Consider the following 16,015-nt stretch of genomic DNA (forward strand, 5'->3'; position numbering starts at 1 on the left):
GAGGTTTAAGAATGATAGATTTTTGTAGTAAGAATCAATCTGTATTTAGTCAATAGATTGCAAAAAAAAACTCCCGTTTCCGAGAGTTTTTTGTCAAAACAAATATGAAGTACTAATTATAAAGGATTTTTTTATTGATATTGCCTTTGTCAGTGACAATATTTATGATATAGCCACCACTGCTCAAACCGCTAACCGGTAAACGAATTTCGGATTGGTGTAGGTTCTCTAATTTCCATGACATCACTTGTTGTCCAAGTAAATTATACAGCGCAACGGATTTAATAGAAACCTCTTGCATCTCATTGTTGATGTTAATCATATCATCATTTTGTGAATATGTTATGGTAACACCTTGTTGTAGTTCATCTTCATTAATTCCCAAAGCAGTCGGATTAAAGAATCTCAGTGAGAACCGTGTTTCATAGGTTCCGGAAGGCAAATTGATTTCAAAGTCTTGTGACTTGATATCATGGTAAGTTTGGGTTTCGTTATCGTAAATGAAAATGTCTTGGTTTTCTTCAAAGTTTTCCTTGTCATCTACAACAAATTTCACCATTCCTTCGGTTTCATTTTTAACACCTAACGGGTAAATATTATTAGCATTGAAGTAACCGTCACCTTGAATGTTTAATTTAGTGTCACCATTGATGAAATACATATCGTTTGTTAATGTTTCAATACTCAATGCATCATATCCGTTGTCAAAATCAGGAGAGGCATTTTCGTTCATAAAACCAAGTAAAATTTGACGATGGTAATTGTCGGCCGAATTATAACCCAATCTTAATTTCATGTATTGCTCTTCAATGAAACTGTCATTACTGTTGTTGTAATTTGGTTCAGCGCTTGTGGTTGTGTTAGAATTACTTCGGAATAGGCTGTAAGAACTAGCATTGTCTTCTTTTACAAAAAGTCTTTGACTGTTATTAAAGGTGATATTTCCACCTGTCGCAGTTCCGGTTACAAAGAAACCTTGTCCGACAGGAATAAATCTTTTAGGGGTTTTACTGCTTGAACCCAAACCGCTAATACCTGCCGGTGCTACCGGAGCGGTTCCTCCAATTTTTGTATAGGTTGCATAACCACCTTGATATTGTTGTGTGACGTGAGCAGCGTTAGTACTGTAATGTTCCCAGAAATGTAAAGTTCCTGTAATGCTGGCAACATTATCGTCTATAAACTCATTGGCATCGATAGCAGAAGCAAAAGGATTTCCACAAAGGTTTAGGTTGTTTGCAGAAATTGGTGAAGTGATATTCCCATTATTGGGTTTACCCACAAAAGTATAGTTTTGATTAGCGGTTACTGCTGCAGAACCTTTTAGGGTATATCCTTGTCCGGCTAACAATGTTCCGTTTTGTCCGACACCGCTCCAATTGGCATAATCGTTATTTAGATTTTGAAATTTAAAAATCCAGTAGCTAGCCAAGGTTATTGGACTTGTAGGTGAGCCATCTAATCCGGCAGACCAATTTAAGTCTTGAGGTGTTGTATTTGTTCCGTCTTTCATTACTCCGGCCACTGTATAGCCATGATTAATGGTAGTGTTGTTAATGGTGCTCACAGGTGATGACCAATAGTTGTAATTGTAGGTATTTGATTGTCCTTGTTGGTCTCTTTCCAAAGAACCGTTACTGGTTAGGTCAAAATCACTATTGTCAGTTTGTATTAATTGGGATTTACCAACCAAGTCAATTTTACCGTCTAATTTAAGATAATGGGAAACTTCAATTTTAGTATCATTATTGGCCGAAAGTGTATTGCTGTTAACGGAAAGACCCAGCAATGTTTTATTTCCGGTTGAACTAATGTTATGATTTGTTCTCACGATATTCCAATCAATAGGAGTGGAGCCATTAACAATTGAAACTCCATAAGGGATAGCTTGAATTGAACCGTTTGTCCAAGTAGTCGTGTCAGACCAAAGTCCGTCAGCAGCTGTTTCATAAGGCATTGGAGCAGATTGTAAAGTCACTGTTACTTTATTAGGGACGAACATATTTCCTCGATTATTGTTCAAGGAATCATCATTAATGTGGGTTCCAATAAAAGAGTTCATAGAGTAATAGGCCGTAAGTGTATTCCAATCTAAAGTGCTGATATCATTTTTGGTCAGCGTTGAAGGTAGGACAGTTCCTTTGGTTACGGTTCCGTTTTGACTTATTTCTTGGTTCATTATAAATTTTACTTCGTTTAGTGTGAGTGCCTTATTCCAAAGTCTGAATTCATCAATATCTCCATTAAAGTAATTCCTGATGTCAGATTTTGTGCGGTATTCAGCTCCGATAGAAAAATTAAAAGTATTCGATGTCGGAGCTGCTGAAGCTTGAGATCTGTCTAATACACCATCAACATACAATTGTATGGTTCCACCAGAATAAACAAAGGCAATATGATGCCATACAGCGCTGGTAAAAGTGGTATTAGAGATTAAAGTTGAGCCGCCACTCCAAGCGAAATTTATCTTGTGATTGGTTGCCAAATAGATTCTGTATCCTGTTGCTCCATTATATTTAGAAGCGATTATTCTTTCTCCATTGAGTGCATTTTGACCGGTAGGCCGCATCCAAAACATTAAAGTAAAGCTACTATTTAAGTTATTGACAGCGTCAAATTTCACCACATCATCTGCGCCGTCAAAAGTAGCATGTCTGGAGTAAATGCTTTCGTGAGCAACACCAAAAGTGAAAAATTTAGTTCCGTCAAAATCGTAATCAGTAGTCTGATTTGCACCGCTTGTTGATAGAAAAACAGTTTCAATATTAGTTGTAAATGCGGCATCACTAGCCACAATCATTACATAAGCATCATTTCCTGATAAAGCAGGTAGGTTTCCTAATGATGATGTTGGAATGGTTATGCGTGTGGTTTCAACGTCTCCGCCACTTTCAACAATTTTCCATTTTTTAAAAGGAATATCCACAGTCGTTGTCACATTTGATGTTCCGGCAAAAGTTATTGTTAAGTCGGTTCCGGAGTCATTCATACTGCTTCCGTTTTCACCCCAAACTAAATATCTTTTATCACCCCCAAAACTGTTAGTGTTGGCAGTATTTGTAGTTGCGATAGTTCCAAGTCCTATTGATAATAATGGATTTGAGGCAACACTTCTTGATTGTTTTTGGTTTAATTTAGAAGCATCGTCTCTACCGATTCCTGCAATTTTATTATTGTAACCGGAATTTGCTGTGGCATCCCAAATCACATTATTGCTTGAGTCAACATAATTTTGAGATGTTCCGCTAACGCCCAGAGTGATTCCATACTTTATGGCTAAATAGCTTTCAATTTTAGTTCTTTCAGTAACGTCGTTTTTTCTGGAACTGAATGTTATAATCTCTGCGATTCTACCCTCTAAACTTCCATCCCAAGCTTCACTTCTTCCAATCCAATATTGACTGTCGTATACGTTTCTGTGGGTAGTTGTATTGACTTCTGTTGGTGAAAGATTATTCCCGTTGTAGTACAATTGCATACCGGTGTTGGCCGAATTATTTCTTGAATTTATTATGCCAACATTATCATATTGTTTTGAAGTACTTACTTCTGCGGCTCCATAGGTTGTAGAAGGTCCAAAAGAATAAGATAAAACTTCATTGGTAAATCGAGTGTCCAAGTTTCCGTAAACAATACCTGTTTTGTCAATTTCCTGACAAGGCAACCTATCGCCACAAAAGACGTCCATACTATTCAAAGTTGAGGTTACCGTGACATCCGGAATTACGACTACAAAGCTTTCCTGTGTGTAAAATCCTGATGAACCCTTTAGATATTGCCTGCTCGAATTTAAATCGGTATAAACCTGTGATGGAGAATTATAACTGTTAGTGAAATCAACTACGGCATTATAATTTACGTTATAAGTGGGGCTATTTCTGTATACCGGTGCTCCAACTGCCGCAGGTTTGGTTGCGTTTGAACCTCTAGCTTGGGAATACCAAGTACTTACACTGGTATCATTAGCAACCGAAGTTGTTCCGTCTAATAAATCGGCTCGTAACCATAATTGCAAATCAGCGGTTACGCCACCGGGACCATTAACTAAAGTAGCCGGAGGTGTTGCGTCTCCCCATTTTATAATTATTCTTCCGTTTCCACCAAAACCTCCCAAACCTGAGTTTGAACCGTTATTGTTGTTTCTTCTTCCGCCACCGCCACCGCCGCCCGGATTTACCCCAGGGAAACCGTCACCATTTACAGCAATGTAACCATCACCACCATTTCCGCCATAACAAGTTGCAATAGCGCCTTTGTAGTCATTAGCACTTGGGGTTATTCCAATTTCTCCTGGTTCTGCACCTGCACCACCTCCGCCTCCGGAAACATTATCAATTCCGGTAGCGCCATTACCGCCGCTCGCGGTTAAATCACCAATACAGCTCGCTGCATTTCCGCCATTGGAACCAATTTTAACATTGTTACCGGTACTATTACCTCCTTTGGCAAGTATGGTTGTATTATTTATAAACCAAGAATCTCCACCGGGAGCTGTTGTAGTAGCGCCGGTCCCAACATTAACCGTGTAGGTCGCACCGGGAATTACCGCAATTGATTTTGAAGCAAAAGCACCACCGCCGCCGCCGCCGCCAACATTGATTCCGTTTTGAGACAAACATGAGCCTCCTTTTCCACCGCCGCCCCATGCTTCAACAGTGACTTGATAGACACCTGCAGGTACGGTAAACGTTCCTGATGCATTATAGACTTGCGGACTGGTTTGAGCGTTTGAAATTAATGTTATTAATAGGAACAATAACATTATTGATTTTTCGAATTGTAGTAATAATTGTTTCATAACTTTTGGGGGTTTAGTTAATGATTTAATTATTTCTAATAAAGAATCTTACTTCTTCATTTATTTCACATATCAAAATTAAGATTTTAGCTCAAAAAATCGACAAAAATACTAATATAATCGATAAAATGCATATTTATAAAATTATTACATATAAAAAACTTACAAAAAATATTTATTTTTATTGAAAATTAATCTTTCTTATTTATTGATAAACAAATAGTTAAGGAAATAGTGACAGGGTGATTTTGGAATAATAGGGGTGAGTCTTATTTTGATAGTATTTATTAAGAGTGCGGAGTTACTATCGTTTTAAAGGAAATGCACAATAAAAAAAAACTCCCTTTCAAGGGAGTTTTTCGTTAGGAAAATATTAAGATTATTTAATTATGAATTTTTTACTGGTACTACCTTTATCAGTATTCACTTTAACAATGTAAGCGCCACTGGTAAAATTATTTACCGATAATTGTATGTCATTCTGATTTTGGTTGTCCAATGTCCACGTGTTAACTGTTTGACCCATCAAATTGAAAAGTACAACAGAGTCAATATTAACTTCTTGTAACTCATTTTTGATAACAATCATTTCATCAGATTGAGAATGAACAACAGAAATGCCGTTTTGTAATTCGTTTTGGTTAGTCCCAAGCGCACTAGCATCATTGAATCTTAATGAGAATCTGGTATCATTTGTTCCGGCTGGTAAATTGATTTCAAAACTTTCTGACTTGATGTTGTGGTATTCATCTGTTACACTGTCATAAATGTAGATATCCTGATTTTCATCCATAAATTCTTTGTTATCAACGCTGAATTTTACATTTCCGGTCACTGCATTTTTCACACCAAGCGGATAAATATTATTAACATTAAAATAACTGTCACCTTGAATATTCAATCTAGTACCTTCATTGATAAAATACATGTCATTTGTTAATGATTCAATGCTTAATCCATCATATCCTATATCAAATCCTGCTGTTGCATTTTCATTCATAAAGCCAAGCAAAATTTGTCTGTGGTAATTATTAGCAGAATCGAATCCCAGGCTTAACTTTGTGAATTGTTCTTCTTCAATTTCATCATCAGAATCGCTATTCTCAACATTTGAATTGTTGGTTCTGAATAAGGTATAAGAGGCTGTATTTTCTTCTTTAACAAAGCGTCGTTGACTATTTTTATAAGTTATAGTTCCGCCTGCAGGAGATCCTGTAACAAAGAATCCTTGTCCAACAGGAATAAATCTTTTTGGCTTTTTTGCACTGGTTCCTAATCCGCTCACTCCTGATGGTGCTACCGGTGCAGTTCCTCCTGTTTTGGTGTAAGTTGCATAACCACCTTGGTATTGTATCGTATTGTGTGAAGTGTTAGTGCTGTAATGTTCCCAAAAGTATAAAGTTCCCGTTATGCTTGCAGCATTGTCATCAATAAATTTATTGGCATCAATTGCGGAAGGGTAAGGGTTTCCACAAAGATTTAAATTTCCTGAAGACACGGTTGAGGTAATAGTTCCATTATTTGGTTTACCTACAAAAGTATAGTTTTGTTTAGCTGCGGCAGTACCAGAGCCTTTTAAAGTGAAGCCTTGACCTGTCAATAATGCTCCGTTTTGACCTACTGCACCCCAATTGGCAAAACCATCTCCTAATTCTTGGAAATTGAATATCCAATAGCTTGCCAATGTTATTGGGCTTGTAGGAGCACCGTCAATTCCGGCTGACCAAGTTATATTTTGTGGGGTTGAGGTCGTTCCGTCTTTCATCACATCAGCTACAGTAAATCCGTGATTGATTGTTGAACTATTTATTGAACTTACAGGAGATGACCAATAATTATAATTATAAATATTTGATTGTCCTTGTTGATCTCTTTCAATTGTACCGGAACTAGTAACATCTAAATCACTGTTAATTGGCTGAACTAATTGTGATTTTCCGGCTAAATCAATTTTACCGTCTAATTTCAAGTAGTGAGAAATTTCAATTTTGGTATCGTTATTTGCAGTCAAAGTATTATTGGAAACCAATAAGCCAAGTAACATTTTATTGGTAGTTGAAAATACATTATGGCTGGTTCTAACAATATTCCAATTGATTGGTGTTGTATTGTTAACTATAGAAACACCATTTGGAATGGCTTGTATAGAACCATTCAACCAAGTACTAGAATTTGACCATTGTCCTTCAATTACTGTATTATAAGGCATTGGGGCAGTTTGATTGGCCACAGTAACTTTGTTTAGGTTAAATAAATTACCTCTGTTGTTGTTAGCAGAGTCATCATCAACGTGTGTTCCAATGAATGAATTCATAGAATAATAAGCCACAAGATTTGCCCATTTTAATGTTTGGATATCATTTTTGGTTATGGTCTCAGGAATGATAGCTCCTTTTATACCTGTCCCGCTTTGAAGTATTTCTTGATTAATTATAAATTTAATATTAGTTAGGCTTAAATTTTTGTCCCATAATCTGAATTCATCGATATCACCGGCAAAATAATTTCTGATGTCTGATTTGTTTCTGAATTCTGCTCCAATAGAAAAAGTATTTGTGTTTGCAGTCGGAGCCGATGACGCAACTGTAGAATCCAGAACACCATCAATGTATAATTTTGTTGAGCCACTTGAATATACGATAGCAATATTATGCCAAATCGAACTAGGCAATACGGTTGATGAAGTCATTGTAGTTCCGCCAGTCCATGACACATTTAGTTTGTTGTCAGTAGATAAATATACTCTGTATCCCGATGTACCATCGTATTTTGAGGCAATTGTTCTGTCATTGATTAAGGCATTTTGTCCTGTAGGTCTAACCCAAAACATCATAGTAAAAGCACTAGCTAAGTTGTTTACAGCCTCAAATTTTATTAACTCGTCCATACCGTCAAAAGAAGCATGTCTAGAAGAATTAGTTTGATGTGTTATGCCAAAAGTAAAATACTTGGTTCCGTCAAAGTCAAAGTCAGCCTCTAGATTAGTTCCGTTGGCAGTTAAGAACACCGTTTCAACATTGGAAGTAAATCCGGCATCGCTTGCAATAATCATCACATAAGCATCATTGCCTGATAATGCAGGCATTCCTGCCATTCCTGAGGAAGGAATTGATACTTTTATTTTTCCGACATCACCACCGGATTCTACAATTTTCCATCTTCTGTTAGGAAGATCTACAGATGTTGAAATACCTGAAGTACCGCCAAAACTTAATGTTACATCACTATTGGAATCATTCATATCGCTGTTGTTATCACCCCAAACGAGATAATTTCTATCAGCACTGAAAGTATTCGGATTTGCAGCATTCGAAGCAGCAATGTTACCTAATCCAATAACTACAAACGGAGTTGGACCCACATCAGTATTCTGTTTTTTGTTCAAACTTAAGTTGTCATCTCTACCGATTAAATCGATATTGTTGTTGTAACCGCTGTTTGCAGTCGCATTCCAAATGATATTTCCATTTGAATCATATTGGTCTTGACCATACGAAACTGACGTTATTATCAACGTAATTAAAAGGAAATAATTTCTCTCTAGGTTAAGTAATGTGTTTTTCATAACTTTTGGGGTTTAGTTAATGATTAATTATGTTGAAGACTAAGCTCCATCGTTTTATTTGACATTTCAAAACTATAAAAGAGTTTATATAAATCGATAAAAAGTATTAAATAATCGATAAAATGCATAAAAATTAAAATATAAAAAGTAAAATACTTACAAAAAATATTATTTGTAAATTTAAAATTGCATCGCGCTTTAGTTGATTTTTTAGAAGAATTGTGTAAAAAAAGGAAGTAAAAGAATGTTGTAGAAATAAAAAAAGGCCCGGTAATTTCCAAGCCTTTTTTTTGGTAGCGAGGACGGGAGTTGAACCCGTGACCTCAGGGTTATGAATCCTGCGCTCTAACCGACTGAGCTACCTCGCCATTAAGAAGCATTCCCTGAATGCGGGTGCAAATATAAAATTAAAATTATTGGCTACAAACATATAATGGTTATTTTTTTTATTTTCGAAAAACGTTTTTTTTTTGATTTTATATTCTATATATTTCCAAAAAATTTGTTGCATCATGGATAGTAAAATACGTTATGAGCTAGAGTTTCCGTTGAATTCTTCGCCTCAATTATTGTATCAATATATTTCAACTCCTTCAGGGTTACAAGAATGGTTTGCTGATAATGTAAATTCCAGAGGAGAATTTTTTACCTTTATTTGGGATGGTGCTGAGGAAAATGCAAGGCTTGCTTCCAAAAAGACCGGCGAGAAAGTCAAGTTTAAATGGGTTGACGACAATAAAAAGGATACAGAGTACTACTTTGAATTGAGGATTTTAGAAGATGAAATTACCAAAGACGTCTCTTTAATGGTAGTAGATTACGCTATTGAAGACGAATTAGAAGAATCTAAACTTTTGTGGGAAAATCAAGTTTCCGACTTAAAACACGTAATAGGTTCGATATAAATATTTTTATTACAGTATATTTGTCCCGCTAAAAACGGGACTTTTTTATGGTAAATTTTAACGGTGATATTCTGGATTCTGAATTGCAATTAACGGTTTCTAATCGTTCATTTCTCTATGGCGATGGTATTTTTGAGACTTTAAAAGTAGTTGATAATAAAATTTTATTTTTCGAAGACCATTATTTCAGATTATTAGCCTCGATGCGAATCATCAGAATGAAAATACCAATGTCATTTACTTTAGAGTATCTCGAAAATCAAATTTTAGCATTGGTAAACCAACAAAATGTAAACAATGCTGCTCGGGTAAGATTGACTGTTTTCAGAAATGAAGGCGGTTTTTATTCTCCAACAGACCATTCGGTTTCCTTTGTTATTCAGGCTAATGCTTTAAGTGATAAATCATATTCTATCAGCAAGGAAGTTTTTGAAGTTGATTTGTATAAAGATTTTGCTGTCACCAAACAATTGCTTTCGACACTTAAAAGCAACAATAAAATCATTCAAATCACCGCCAGTATTTTTGCCCAAGAAAACCAATTAGATTCCTGTTTGTTAATTAACGAAGACAAAAATGTGATCGAAGCGACCAATGGTAATCTATTTATGTTGCTTAATAATCTACTGATAACGCCGCCAATCACAGAAGGTTGTTTGAACGGAATCATGCGCAAGCAAATCTTAAAATTGGCCAAAGAACTTGACAATATTGAAATAATAGAAAAAGAAATCTCCCCTTTTGATTTGCAAAAAGCCGATGAATTATTTATTACGAATGTGATTCTTGGCATCCAACCAATAACTAAATACCGCAAAAAAGAATTTGAGACAAGATTGTCTAGGGAATTGTTGGCAAAACTAAATCAGTCGATTGAAGTTTAGTTTAAGATAGGATTTTCGGGCGCGTTAGACCAAATAAGGTATTCACCGCCTAATTCAATGATTTTTTCTTTCCAAAAGTGAACAGAAGCCTTGCCTAAAATTTTGTTTTCGTAAACATTTTTAGTCAATATCCACGAGCTCGATTGCATTTCGGTCTCCAATTGCTCAGAATCCCAACCGGTATAACCCAAAAAGAAACGAATGTTTTTCTTTTTCAGCAGTCCTTTGTTGATTAAGTCTTTGGTCAATTCAAAATCACCACCCCAAAAAATACCATTAGAAATCTCAATACTATTCGGAATCAAGTGAGGGACATTATGAATGAAGTATAAATTGTCTTGTTCCACCGGACCGCCATTGTAGATTTTATACTTAGCGTCAATTTCCGGAAGCAAATCCTTGATGGTGTATTTCAAAGGTTTGTTCAAAATGAACCCAACAGAACCTTCCTCATTGTGGTCGGCCAATAAAATTACAGATCTGTTAAAAGACAAATCACCTATAATAGATGGTTCTGCTATTAATAATTGACCTTTTTGTAATTTTTCTGAGATCATTTACAACTAATTTTTATTAAAGTTGGGAAAAAAAATTCAGATAACCAAATGATTTTGGTAAAAACAAAAAAACCACCCCGTTTTATCAGGATGGTTTTTGTATATCAGAAGAACTAATTAATTAGTTTACTGCTCCGTCTAATTCAGCACCAGCTTTGAATTTAACTACATTTTTAGCAGCAATTTTGATAGTTTTTCCTGTTTGAGGATTTCTTCCGTCTCTTGCAGCTCTTTTAGATACTGACCAAGAACCGAATCCTACTAAAGATACTCTTCCACCTTTTTTCAAAGTACCACCTACATTTCCTAAAAATGATTCTAAAGCTAATTTTGCAGCAGCTTTTGTGATTCCAGCGTCAGCTGCAATTGCATCGATTAATTCTGATTTGTTCATAATGTTAGTTATTAATTGTTGGTTAAACATTTTGTTAATGATAACAAATTTAATAGGAATTCCTTACCACACAAGCGTTTTGGCGTTTTTTTCAAGCATTTGTTGATAACTTCGGGCTTTTGTTGATAAACCTCGGTCTTTCGTCGATTTTTTAACTAAAAAAACGCTTGAGACCTTATTCTGCTTGCGCTCTTTCGGAAAAGGTAACCCCATTTAATAGCTCGTAAGCCTGCATTTTTTTCTTTCCGGGCAACTGTAAACTTAGGATTTGAATAAAACCATCTTTTACAGCGACTTTAATTTCTTTTTTGGTAGTGATAATTTGACCAATATTAAAATGATGTTGTTCCAAAATCAATTTTACCTCATACAGTTTCACATTCCATTCTTCACCATTGTCTTTAAAAAAACACCATGCAGAAGGATAAGGAGATAATCCGCGAATTAAATTGTGAATTTCAGCCGCCGATATAGTCCAATCTACCTTGCAGTTTTCACGATTGAGTTTGTACGCCGTTTTGATGTCTGAATGGTCTATTTGAATAGTTGTGGTGACATCACCTTTTTCTATTAAGGCCAAAGTTTCAACAACTGCAGAACTTCCTACTGTCATTAATCGGTCATGGAGTTCGCCTGCGTTTTCTTCAGCGCTGATTCCGATTTCTTTACTCAATATCATCGCACCGGTATCAATTTTATCATCAATAAAGAAAGTAGTCACACCGGTTTTGGTTTCCCCATTAATAATCGCCCAGTTAATTGGTGCTGCGCCACGGTAATTAGGCAACAAAGAAGCGTGAAGATTAAACGTTCCCAATTTTGGCATGCGCCAAACGACTTCCGGCAACATTCTGAAAGCAACAACGACTTGCAAATTAGCATTCAAACTTTGCAATTCCGCCAAAAAAGTTTCGTCTTTTAAATTGGATGGTTGCAATAGTTTTAAATTGTGTTTCAAAGCATATTCCTTCACCGCAGAATATTTCAGCTTTTGGCCACGACCCGCAGGTTTATCGACTGCGGTAATGACACCAACGACTTCGTAATTGTTTTTGATAATGGTGTCCAAAATGCCAACGGCAAACTCAGGCGTTCCCATAAAAACGATGCGTAACTTTTCCATGCTTATTTTAAGGAATATAAATTATTCGAATTGATGCTAATGGTTTCTTCTTCCAACAGCTTTTGCAACGCAAAGATAACATCGTCTTTCGGAAATTTGGTCAACTTTTGAATATCTCTCGAATTGAAATCCTGCATTTTCAATAATTCCACAATCTTCTCGGAAACAGTAACCGGGTTTTGTTTCTTTTTGTTTTTGGCAATACAATAGGAGCAAATGCCACAATCGTCTTTTTGGCTTTCGCCAAAATATTGCATTAATAATTTACTCTTGCAGGTTTTGTTGTCCTTACTATATTGTAAAACGGCTTGAAGTTGTTCGGTTTTTAATTTGTTCTGCGCTTCCAAATATTTCGAAACCCGATTGATCGTTCTATCGTCTTCGCGTACTTCATTTAAAGTTATCGTCGCGTCATTGTTTTTCGCCATCATTTCGATGATGTCTTTTTCTTTTAATTTTTGCAAAAGCGAAAGCACAGCGTTCTCGGTATGATTAGATTTTTTGGCAATCAAGGCCAAATTAAAAGCTGTTTGCATGTCATAAATGCCGGGATAAGTACGCAACATGGTTAATAGAATTTCCTCGTCATTCGGGTTCAAACTCATATAGTGAATCACTTCTTTGGACGGAATAATAAATTGCAAAGTGATTTTCTCCGAGAATTCCTGTGATAAAGTGATGATGCCTTGTCGGTCTATAAACTGCAACGCATTATAGGTTTTCAATGTTGGGAAACTGTATTTGGTACAAAAGTGATTCAGGTTAAAACTAAACTGCTCGTCAATGCCTTCGCCGTAAGCAATCTGGAAATAAGTACACAATTTGGCAAACACCAAATTCAAAAAAGCTTTGTCCGGCAAAACGCTGATGAATTGTGCTTCGGCGTGTAAAATATCGGATGGATTATTTAGTAAAACGGCAAATGCTTTGTCGCCATTCCGACCGGCACGACCCGATTCTTGGTAGTAGTTTTCTAAATTTTGAGGCAAATGCAAATGAATGATCGTTTTCACATTCGCTTTATCAATGCCCATTCCGAAAGCATTCGTGGCAACCATTACCTGAACTTTTTCGTCCATCCAAAGTTGCATGTGCTTTTCTTTGTCTTTCGATGATAATCCGCCGTGATAAAATGTAGCGGTAAAACCAAGGCTTTCCAACTGATGAACGGTTTCAGAACAAGCTTTTCTATTGGTTACATAAATAATAGACGGTTGCGGGTTTTTATGTAATATTTGTTGCAGCAAATGCAACTTGTCTTCGGTTTCAAAAACCATGTAAGCGATGTTGTCCCGATAAAATGATTTGGTGAAAATCTGAGGATTATCGAGTTTTAATTGCGTAATAATATCTTCCTTAACGCGTGGTGTAGCCGAAGCCGTTAGCGCCAAAAAAGGCACTTTCGGGAAGAATTCTTTTAGCTGCACAATCTTCAAATAGGCCGGACGGAAATCATGTCCCCATTGCGAGACACAATGCGCTTCGTCAATGGCTATAAGGTTTATCGGGAGATTTTTAATCCGTTCCAAAATCCAGTCGTTTTGCAAACGTTCCGGTGATAAATAAAGGAACTTGTAATTTCCAAATTGACAATTGTCCAATAAATCTATGATTTCGTCTTGTCGAATGCCTCCGGTCAAAGCGATGGCTTTAATGCCTTTGTTTTGTAAATTTTGTACTTGGTCCCGCATCAAAGCAATGAGCGGAGAAATCACCAAGCAAATGCCTTCCATCATCATGCCCGGAACTTGAAAACAAATCGATTTTCCACCACCGGTTGGCATCAACGCAAAAGTGTCTTTGCCTTCCAAAACGGAATCAATTATGGCTTCCTGCGGCTCGCGAAAAGCATCGTGTTTCCAGTATTTGGTTAGGATTTCTGAGGGTTTAGACATTTTTTTGTTGTATGTTCTATGTTGTAAGTTGTATGTTTTATCAAAGCTACTTAATTTTTTTAATCTACAACTTATAACTTATAACCTACAACCTTTTTAAGCAAGCTGGCTCAAGATAAACTGAATGCGCTCTTCCACAGTGCCACAAGGAACTTGAATCAATTCGTAACCGTATTTTTCATAGGTTTCTATCAAATGGTCGAAGATGAGTTTGGCTTGCTCGAAGTTTTCGTAACGCGCTTCATCACTTTTGTAGATTTCTTCCCAAGGTGGAAGGACGAAAATTTTGGAATATTGGTGTTCTCTGCAGGCGTGGTCAAAAAACGCCGGATAACTGTCGCCGATATAATGCATGTAAGCTAAAATATCTGGTATGCCTCGGTCTAAAAAAACCAAATCGGCTACGTCTTCTGTGGCTTGCTGGTGTTGTTTTCTTCTGCCTTCGAGCAATAATTCGCTGAAAAGGAGAGGTTTTTCTAAGAACAATTGTTCGATACCTTGTTTTTTGGCTTCCAAAGTAACCTGTCTTGAAATTTCAGGAAAACATGCATAACCTTGTTCGATGAATGTATCGATGATGGTGGTTTTCCCCGTACCCGGACCGCCGGTTATGACTATGAGTTCCTTTTTCAAAATTTTTGGAAATAAGGGGCAAATTTATCGAAACAAATTAGAATACCGAAAAGGATTTTGGTTTTTATTTCGGTCGTTGCCAAAAGTGCGAATAGTTTCCTTTTTAGCCCTGATGGGAGCGGTTACCGTGTAAAAGCGGACAGCAGGAAAACGGCTGGCAAATCAACCCGAACCCTTCGCTCAAAAAAATAAATGAAACCGATGGAATTCTTCTGTAAAATCTGAAATCAATACTGTATATTTGCTTTTATTTTTTGATTAATGGATAAGAAAACCCAAGAATTTTATACCCGATTGCGAGAAGAGTTGAACAATACTTCAACATGGCCGACAGAATATTTGTATAAATTTATTGTGCCAACAGACCCAAAAAAGATTGAAGAAGTGGAGAATGCTTTTGATAATTTGGGTGCCGTAATTCAAACTACCCAATCTAAAACGGGAAAATACACCAGTCTTTCGGTAAATGTGATGATGGAAAGTCCGGAAAGCGTGGTCGAAAAATACATCGAAGTTTCTAATATAGAAGGAATAATTTCATTATGATGGCGGAAAAATATATAAAAGAGAATGCCAATGATGTCGTTCACCATTTGGAATACAATGCCGAAAGACCGCATTTGCTCATTCCGGAATATGGTCGTCATTTGCAAAAATTGATTGACCAAGCCACTGAAATCGCCGATAGGGAAGAGCGCAACAAAGCAGCGAAATATATCATTCAGGTGATGGGAAGTTTGAATCCGCACTTGCGTGATGTACCCGATTTTCAACATAAATTATGGGATCAGATTTTTATCATGTCTGATTTTAGATTAGATGTTGATTCGCCATACCCAATTCCGACCAAAGATGTAATTCATCTTAAACCGGAAAGATTGCCTTACCCACAAAAAAATCCGAAATACCGTTTTTATGGTAACAACATCAAGTACATGATTGATGTGGCCAACAGTTGGGAGGAAGGCGAAATGAAAAATGCTTTGGTGAAAGTCATTGCCAACCACATGAAGAAATCTTATTTGAGTTGGAACAAAGACACTGTTACCGATACGGTGATTTTTGAGCATTTATATGAATTGTCCGAAGGCACTTTAAACTTATTGCAAAGCAGCGAAGAATTGTTGAATACCAATGATTTGATGCGTACTAATAAAAAGATGTCGAACAAAAACATGCCGCCTCAAAACGCAAAGATTAAAAGTAATAACGGGAAGAAACCGTTTCAGAAGAAGAATAATAACAATCAGAAATAAAGGTG

At 36.4% G+C, this 16,015-nt stretch carries 11 protein-coding genes and 1 tRNA gene; 4 read left to right on the forward strand and 8 right to left on the reverse strand.

Features of this window, described 5'->3' with window-relative positions; translation table 11 throughout:
- Positions 1-112: 112 nt before the first annotated feature.
- The 3 genes from ACK4HO_RS03025 to ACK4HO_RS03035 form a co-directional block, all read right to left on the reverse strand.
- The gene (locus tag ACK4HO_RS03025; protein WP_409662374.1) at positions 113-4,798 is read right to left on the reverse strand and encodes a LamG-like jellyroll fold domain-containing protein; all 4,686 of its coding nucleotides are present in this window, start codon (positions 4,796-4,798) and stop codon (positions 113-115) included.
- 379 nt (positions 4,799-5,177) lie between these two features.
- The gene (locus ACK4HO_RS03030; RefSeq protein WP_409662377.1) at positions 5,178-8,363 is read right to left on the reverse strand and encodes a LamG-like jellyroll fold domain-containing protein; all 3,186 of its coding nucleotides are present in this window, start codon (positions 8,361-8,363) and stop codon (positions 5,178-5,180) included.
- A 291-nt stretch (positions 8,364-8,654) separates the two neighbouring features.
- A tRNA-Met gene (locus tag ACK4HO_RS03035) sits at positions 8,655-8,731 on the reverse strand.
- Between the two features lie 144 nt (positions 8,732-8,875).
- On the opposite strand from ACK4HO_RS03035, the gene ACK4HO_RS03040 reads away from it, so the two are divergent.
- Entirely contained in the window at positions 8,876-9,268 is a 393-nt protein-coding gene (locus tag ACK4HO_RS03040) for an START-like domain-containing protein (RefSeq protein ID WP_187659861.1), read from the forward strand.
- A 47-nt stretch (positions 9,269-9,315) separates the two neighbouring features.
- Entirely contained in the window at positions 9,316-10,152 is an 837-nt protein-coding gene (locus ACK4HO_RS03045; RefSeq protein ID WP_409662380.1) for an aminotransferase class IV, read from the forward strand.
- Here the strand turns inward: ACK4HO_RS03045 and ACK4HO_RS03050 are convergent.
- The 5 genes from ACK4HO_RS03050 to ACK4HO_RS03070 form a co-directional block, all read right to left on the reverse strand.
- Entirely contained in the window at positions 10,149-10,709 is a 561-nt protein-coding gene (locus ACK4HO_RS03050; protein WP_409662383.1) for a YqgE/AlgH family protein, read from the reverse strand. The genes ACK4HO_RS03045 and ACK4HO_RS03050 overlap by 4 nt on opposite strands.
- 121 nt (positions 10,710-10,830) lie before the next feature.
- Positions 10,831-11,133 (reverse strand): HU family DNA-binding protein, encoded by a 303-nt coding sequence (locus ACK4HO_RS03055; RefSeq protein WP_158592531.1) that lies wholly within the window; start codon positions 11,131-11,133, stop codon positions 10,831-10,833.
- Between the two features lie 145 nt (positions 11,134-11,278).
- Positions 11,279-12,226: a methionyl-tRNA formyltransferase gene (gene fmt, locus ACK4HO_RS03060; protein ID WP_409662386.1), complete on the reverse strand. Its 948-nt coding sequence runs from the start codon at positions 12,224-12,226 to the stop codon at positions 11,279-11,281.
- A 2-nt stretch (positions 12,227-12,228) separates the two neighbouring features.
- On the reverse strand, positions 12,229-14,121 hold the full coding sequence (locus tag ACK4HO_RS03065; protein WP_409662389.1) for an ATP-dependent DNA helicase RecQ: 1,893 nt from the start codon (positions 14,119-14,121) through the stop codon (positions 12,229-12,231).
- A gap of 96 nt (positions 14,122-14,217) precedes the next feature.
- Positions 14,218-14,754 (reverse strand): AAA family ATPase, encoded by a 537-nt coding sequence (locus ACK4HO_RS03070; RefSeq protein WP_409662392.1) that lies wholly within the window; start codon positions 14,752-14,754, stop codon positions 14,218-14,220.
- Between the two features lie 261 nt (positions 14,755-15,015).
- Here ACK4HO_RS03070 and ACK4HO_RS03075 point away from each other — a divergent pair, with 261 nt between their 5' ends.
- Together ACK4HO_RS03075 and ACK4HO_RS03080 are read left to right on the forward strand one after the other, a co-directional pair.
- Complete coding sequence (locus ACK4HO_RS03075; protein WP_171222248.1) at positions 15,016-15,300, forward strand: DUF493 family protein; 285 nt, start codon at positions 15,016-15,018, stop codon at positions 15,298-15,300.
- Positions 15,300-16,010: a DUF4290 domain-containing protein gene (locus ACK4HO_RS03080; protein WP_409662587.1), complete on the forward strand. Its 711-nt coding sequence runs from the start codon at positions 15,300-15,302 to the stop codon at positions 16,008-16,010. Before ACK4HO_RS03075 ends, ACK4HO_RS03080 begins: the two co-directional genes overlap by 1 nt.
- Positions 16,011-16,015 lie beyond the last annotated feature (5 nt).

This window comes from Flavobacterium sp., assembly GCF_046296355.1.
Classification (GTDB): domain Bacteria; phylum Bacteroidota; class Bacteroidia; order Flavobacteriales; family Flavobacteriaceae; genus Flavobacterium.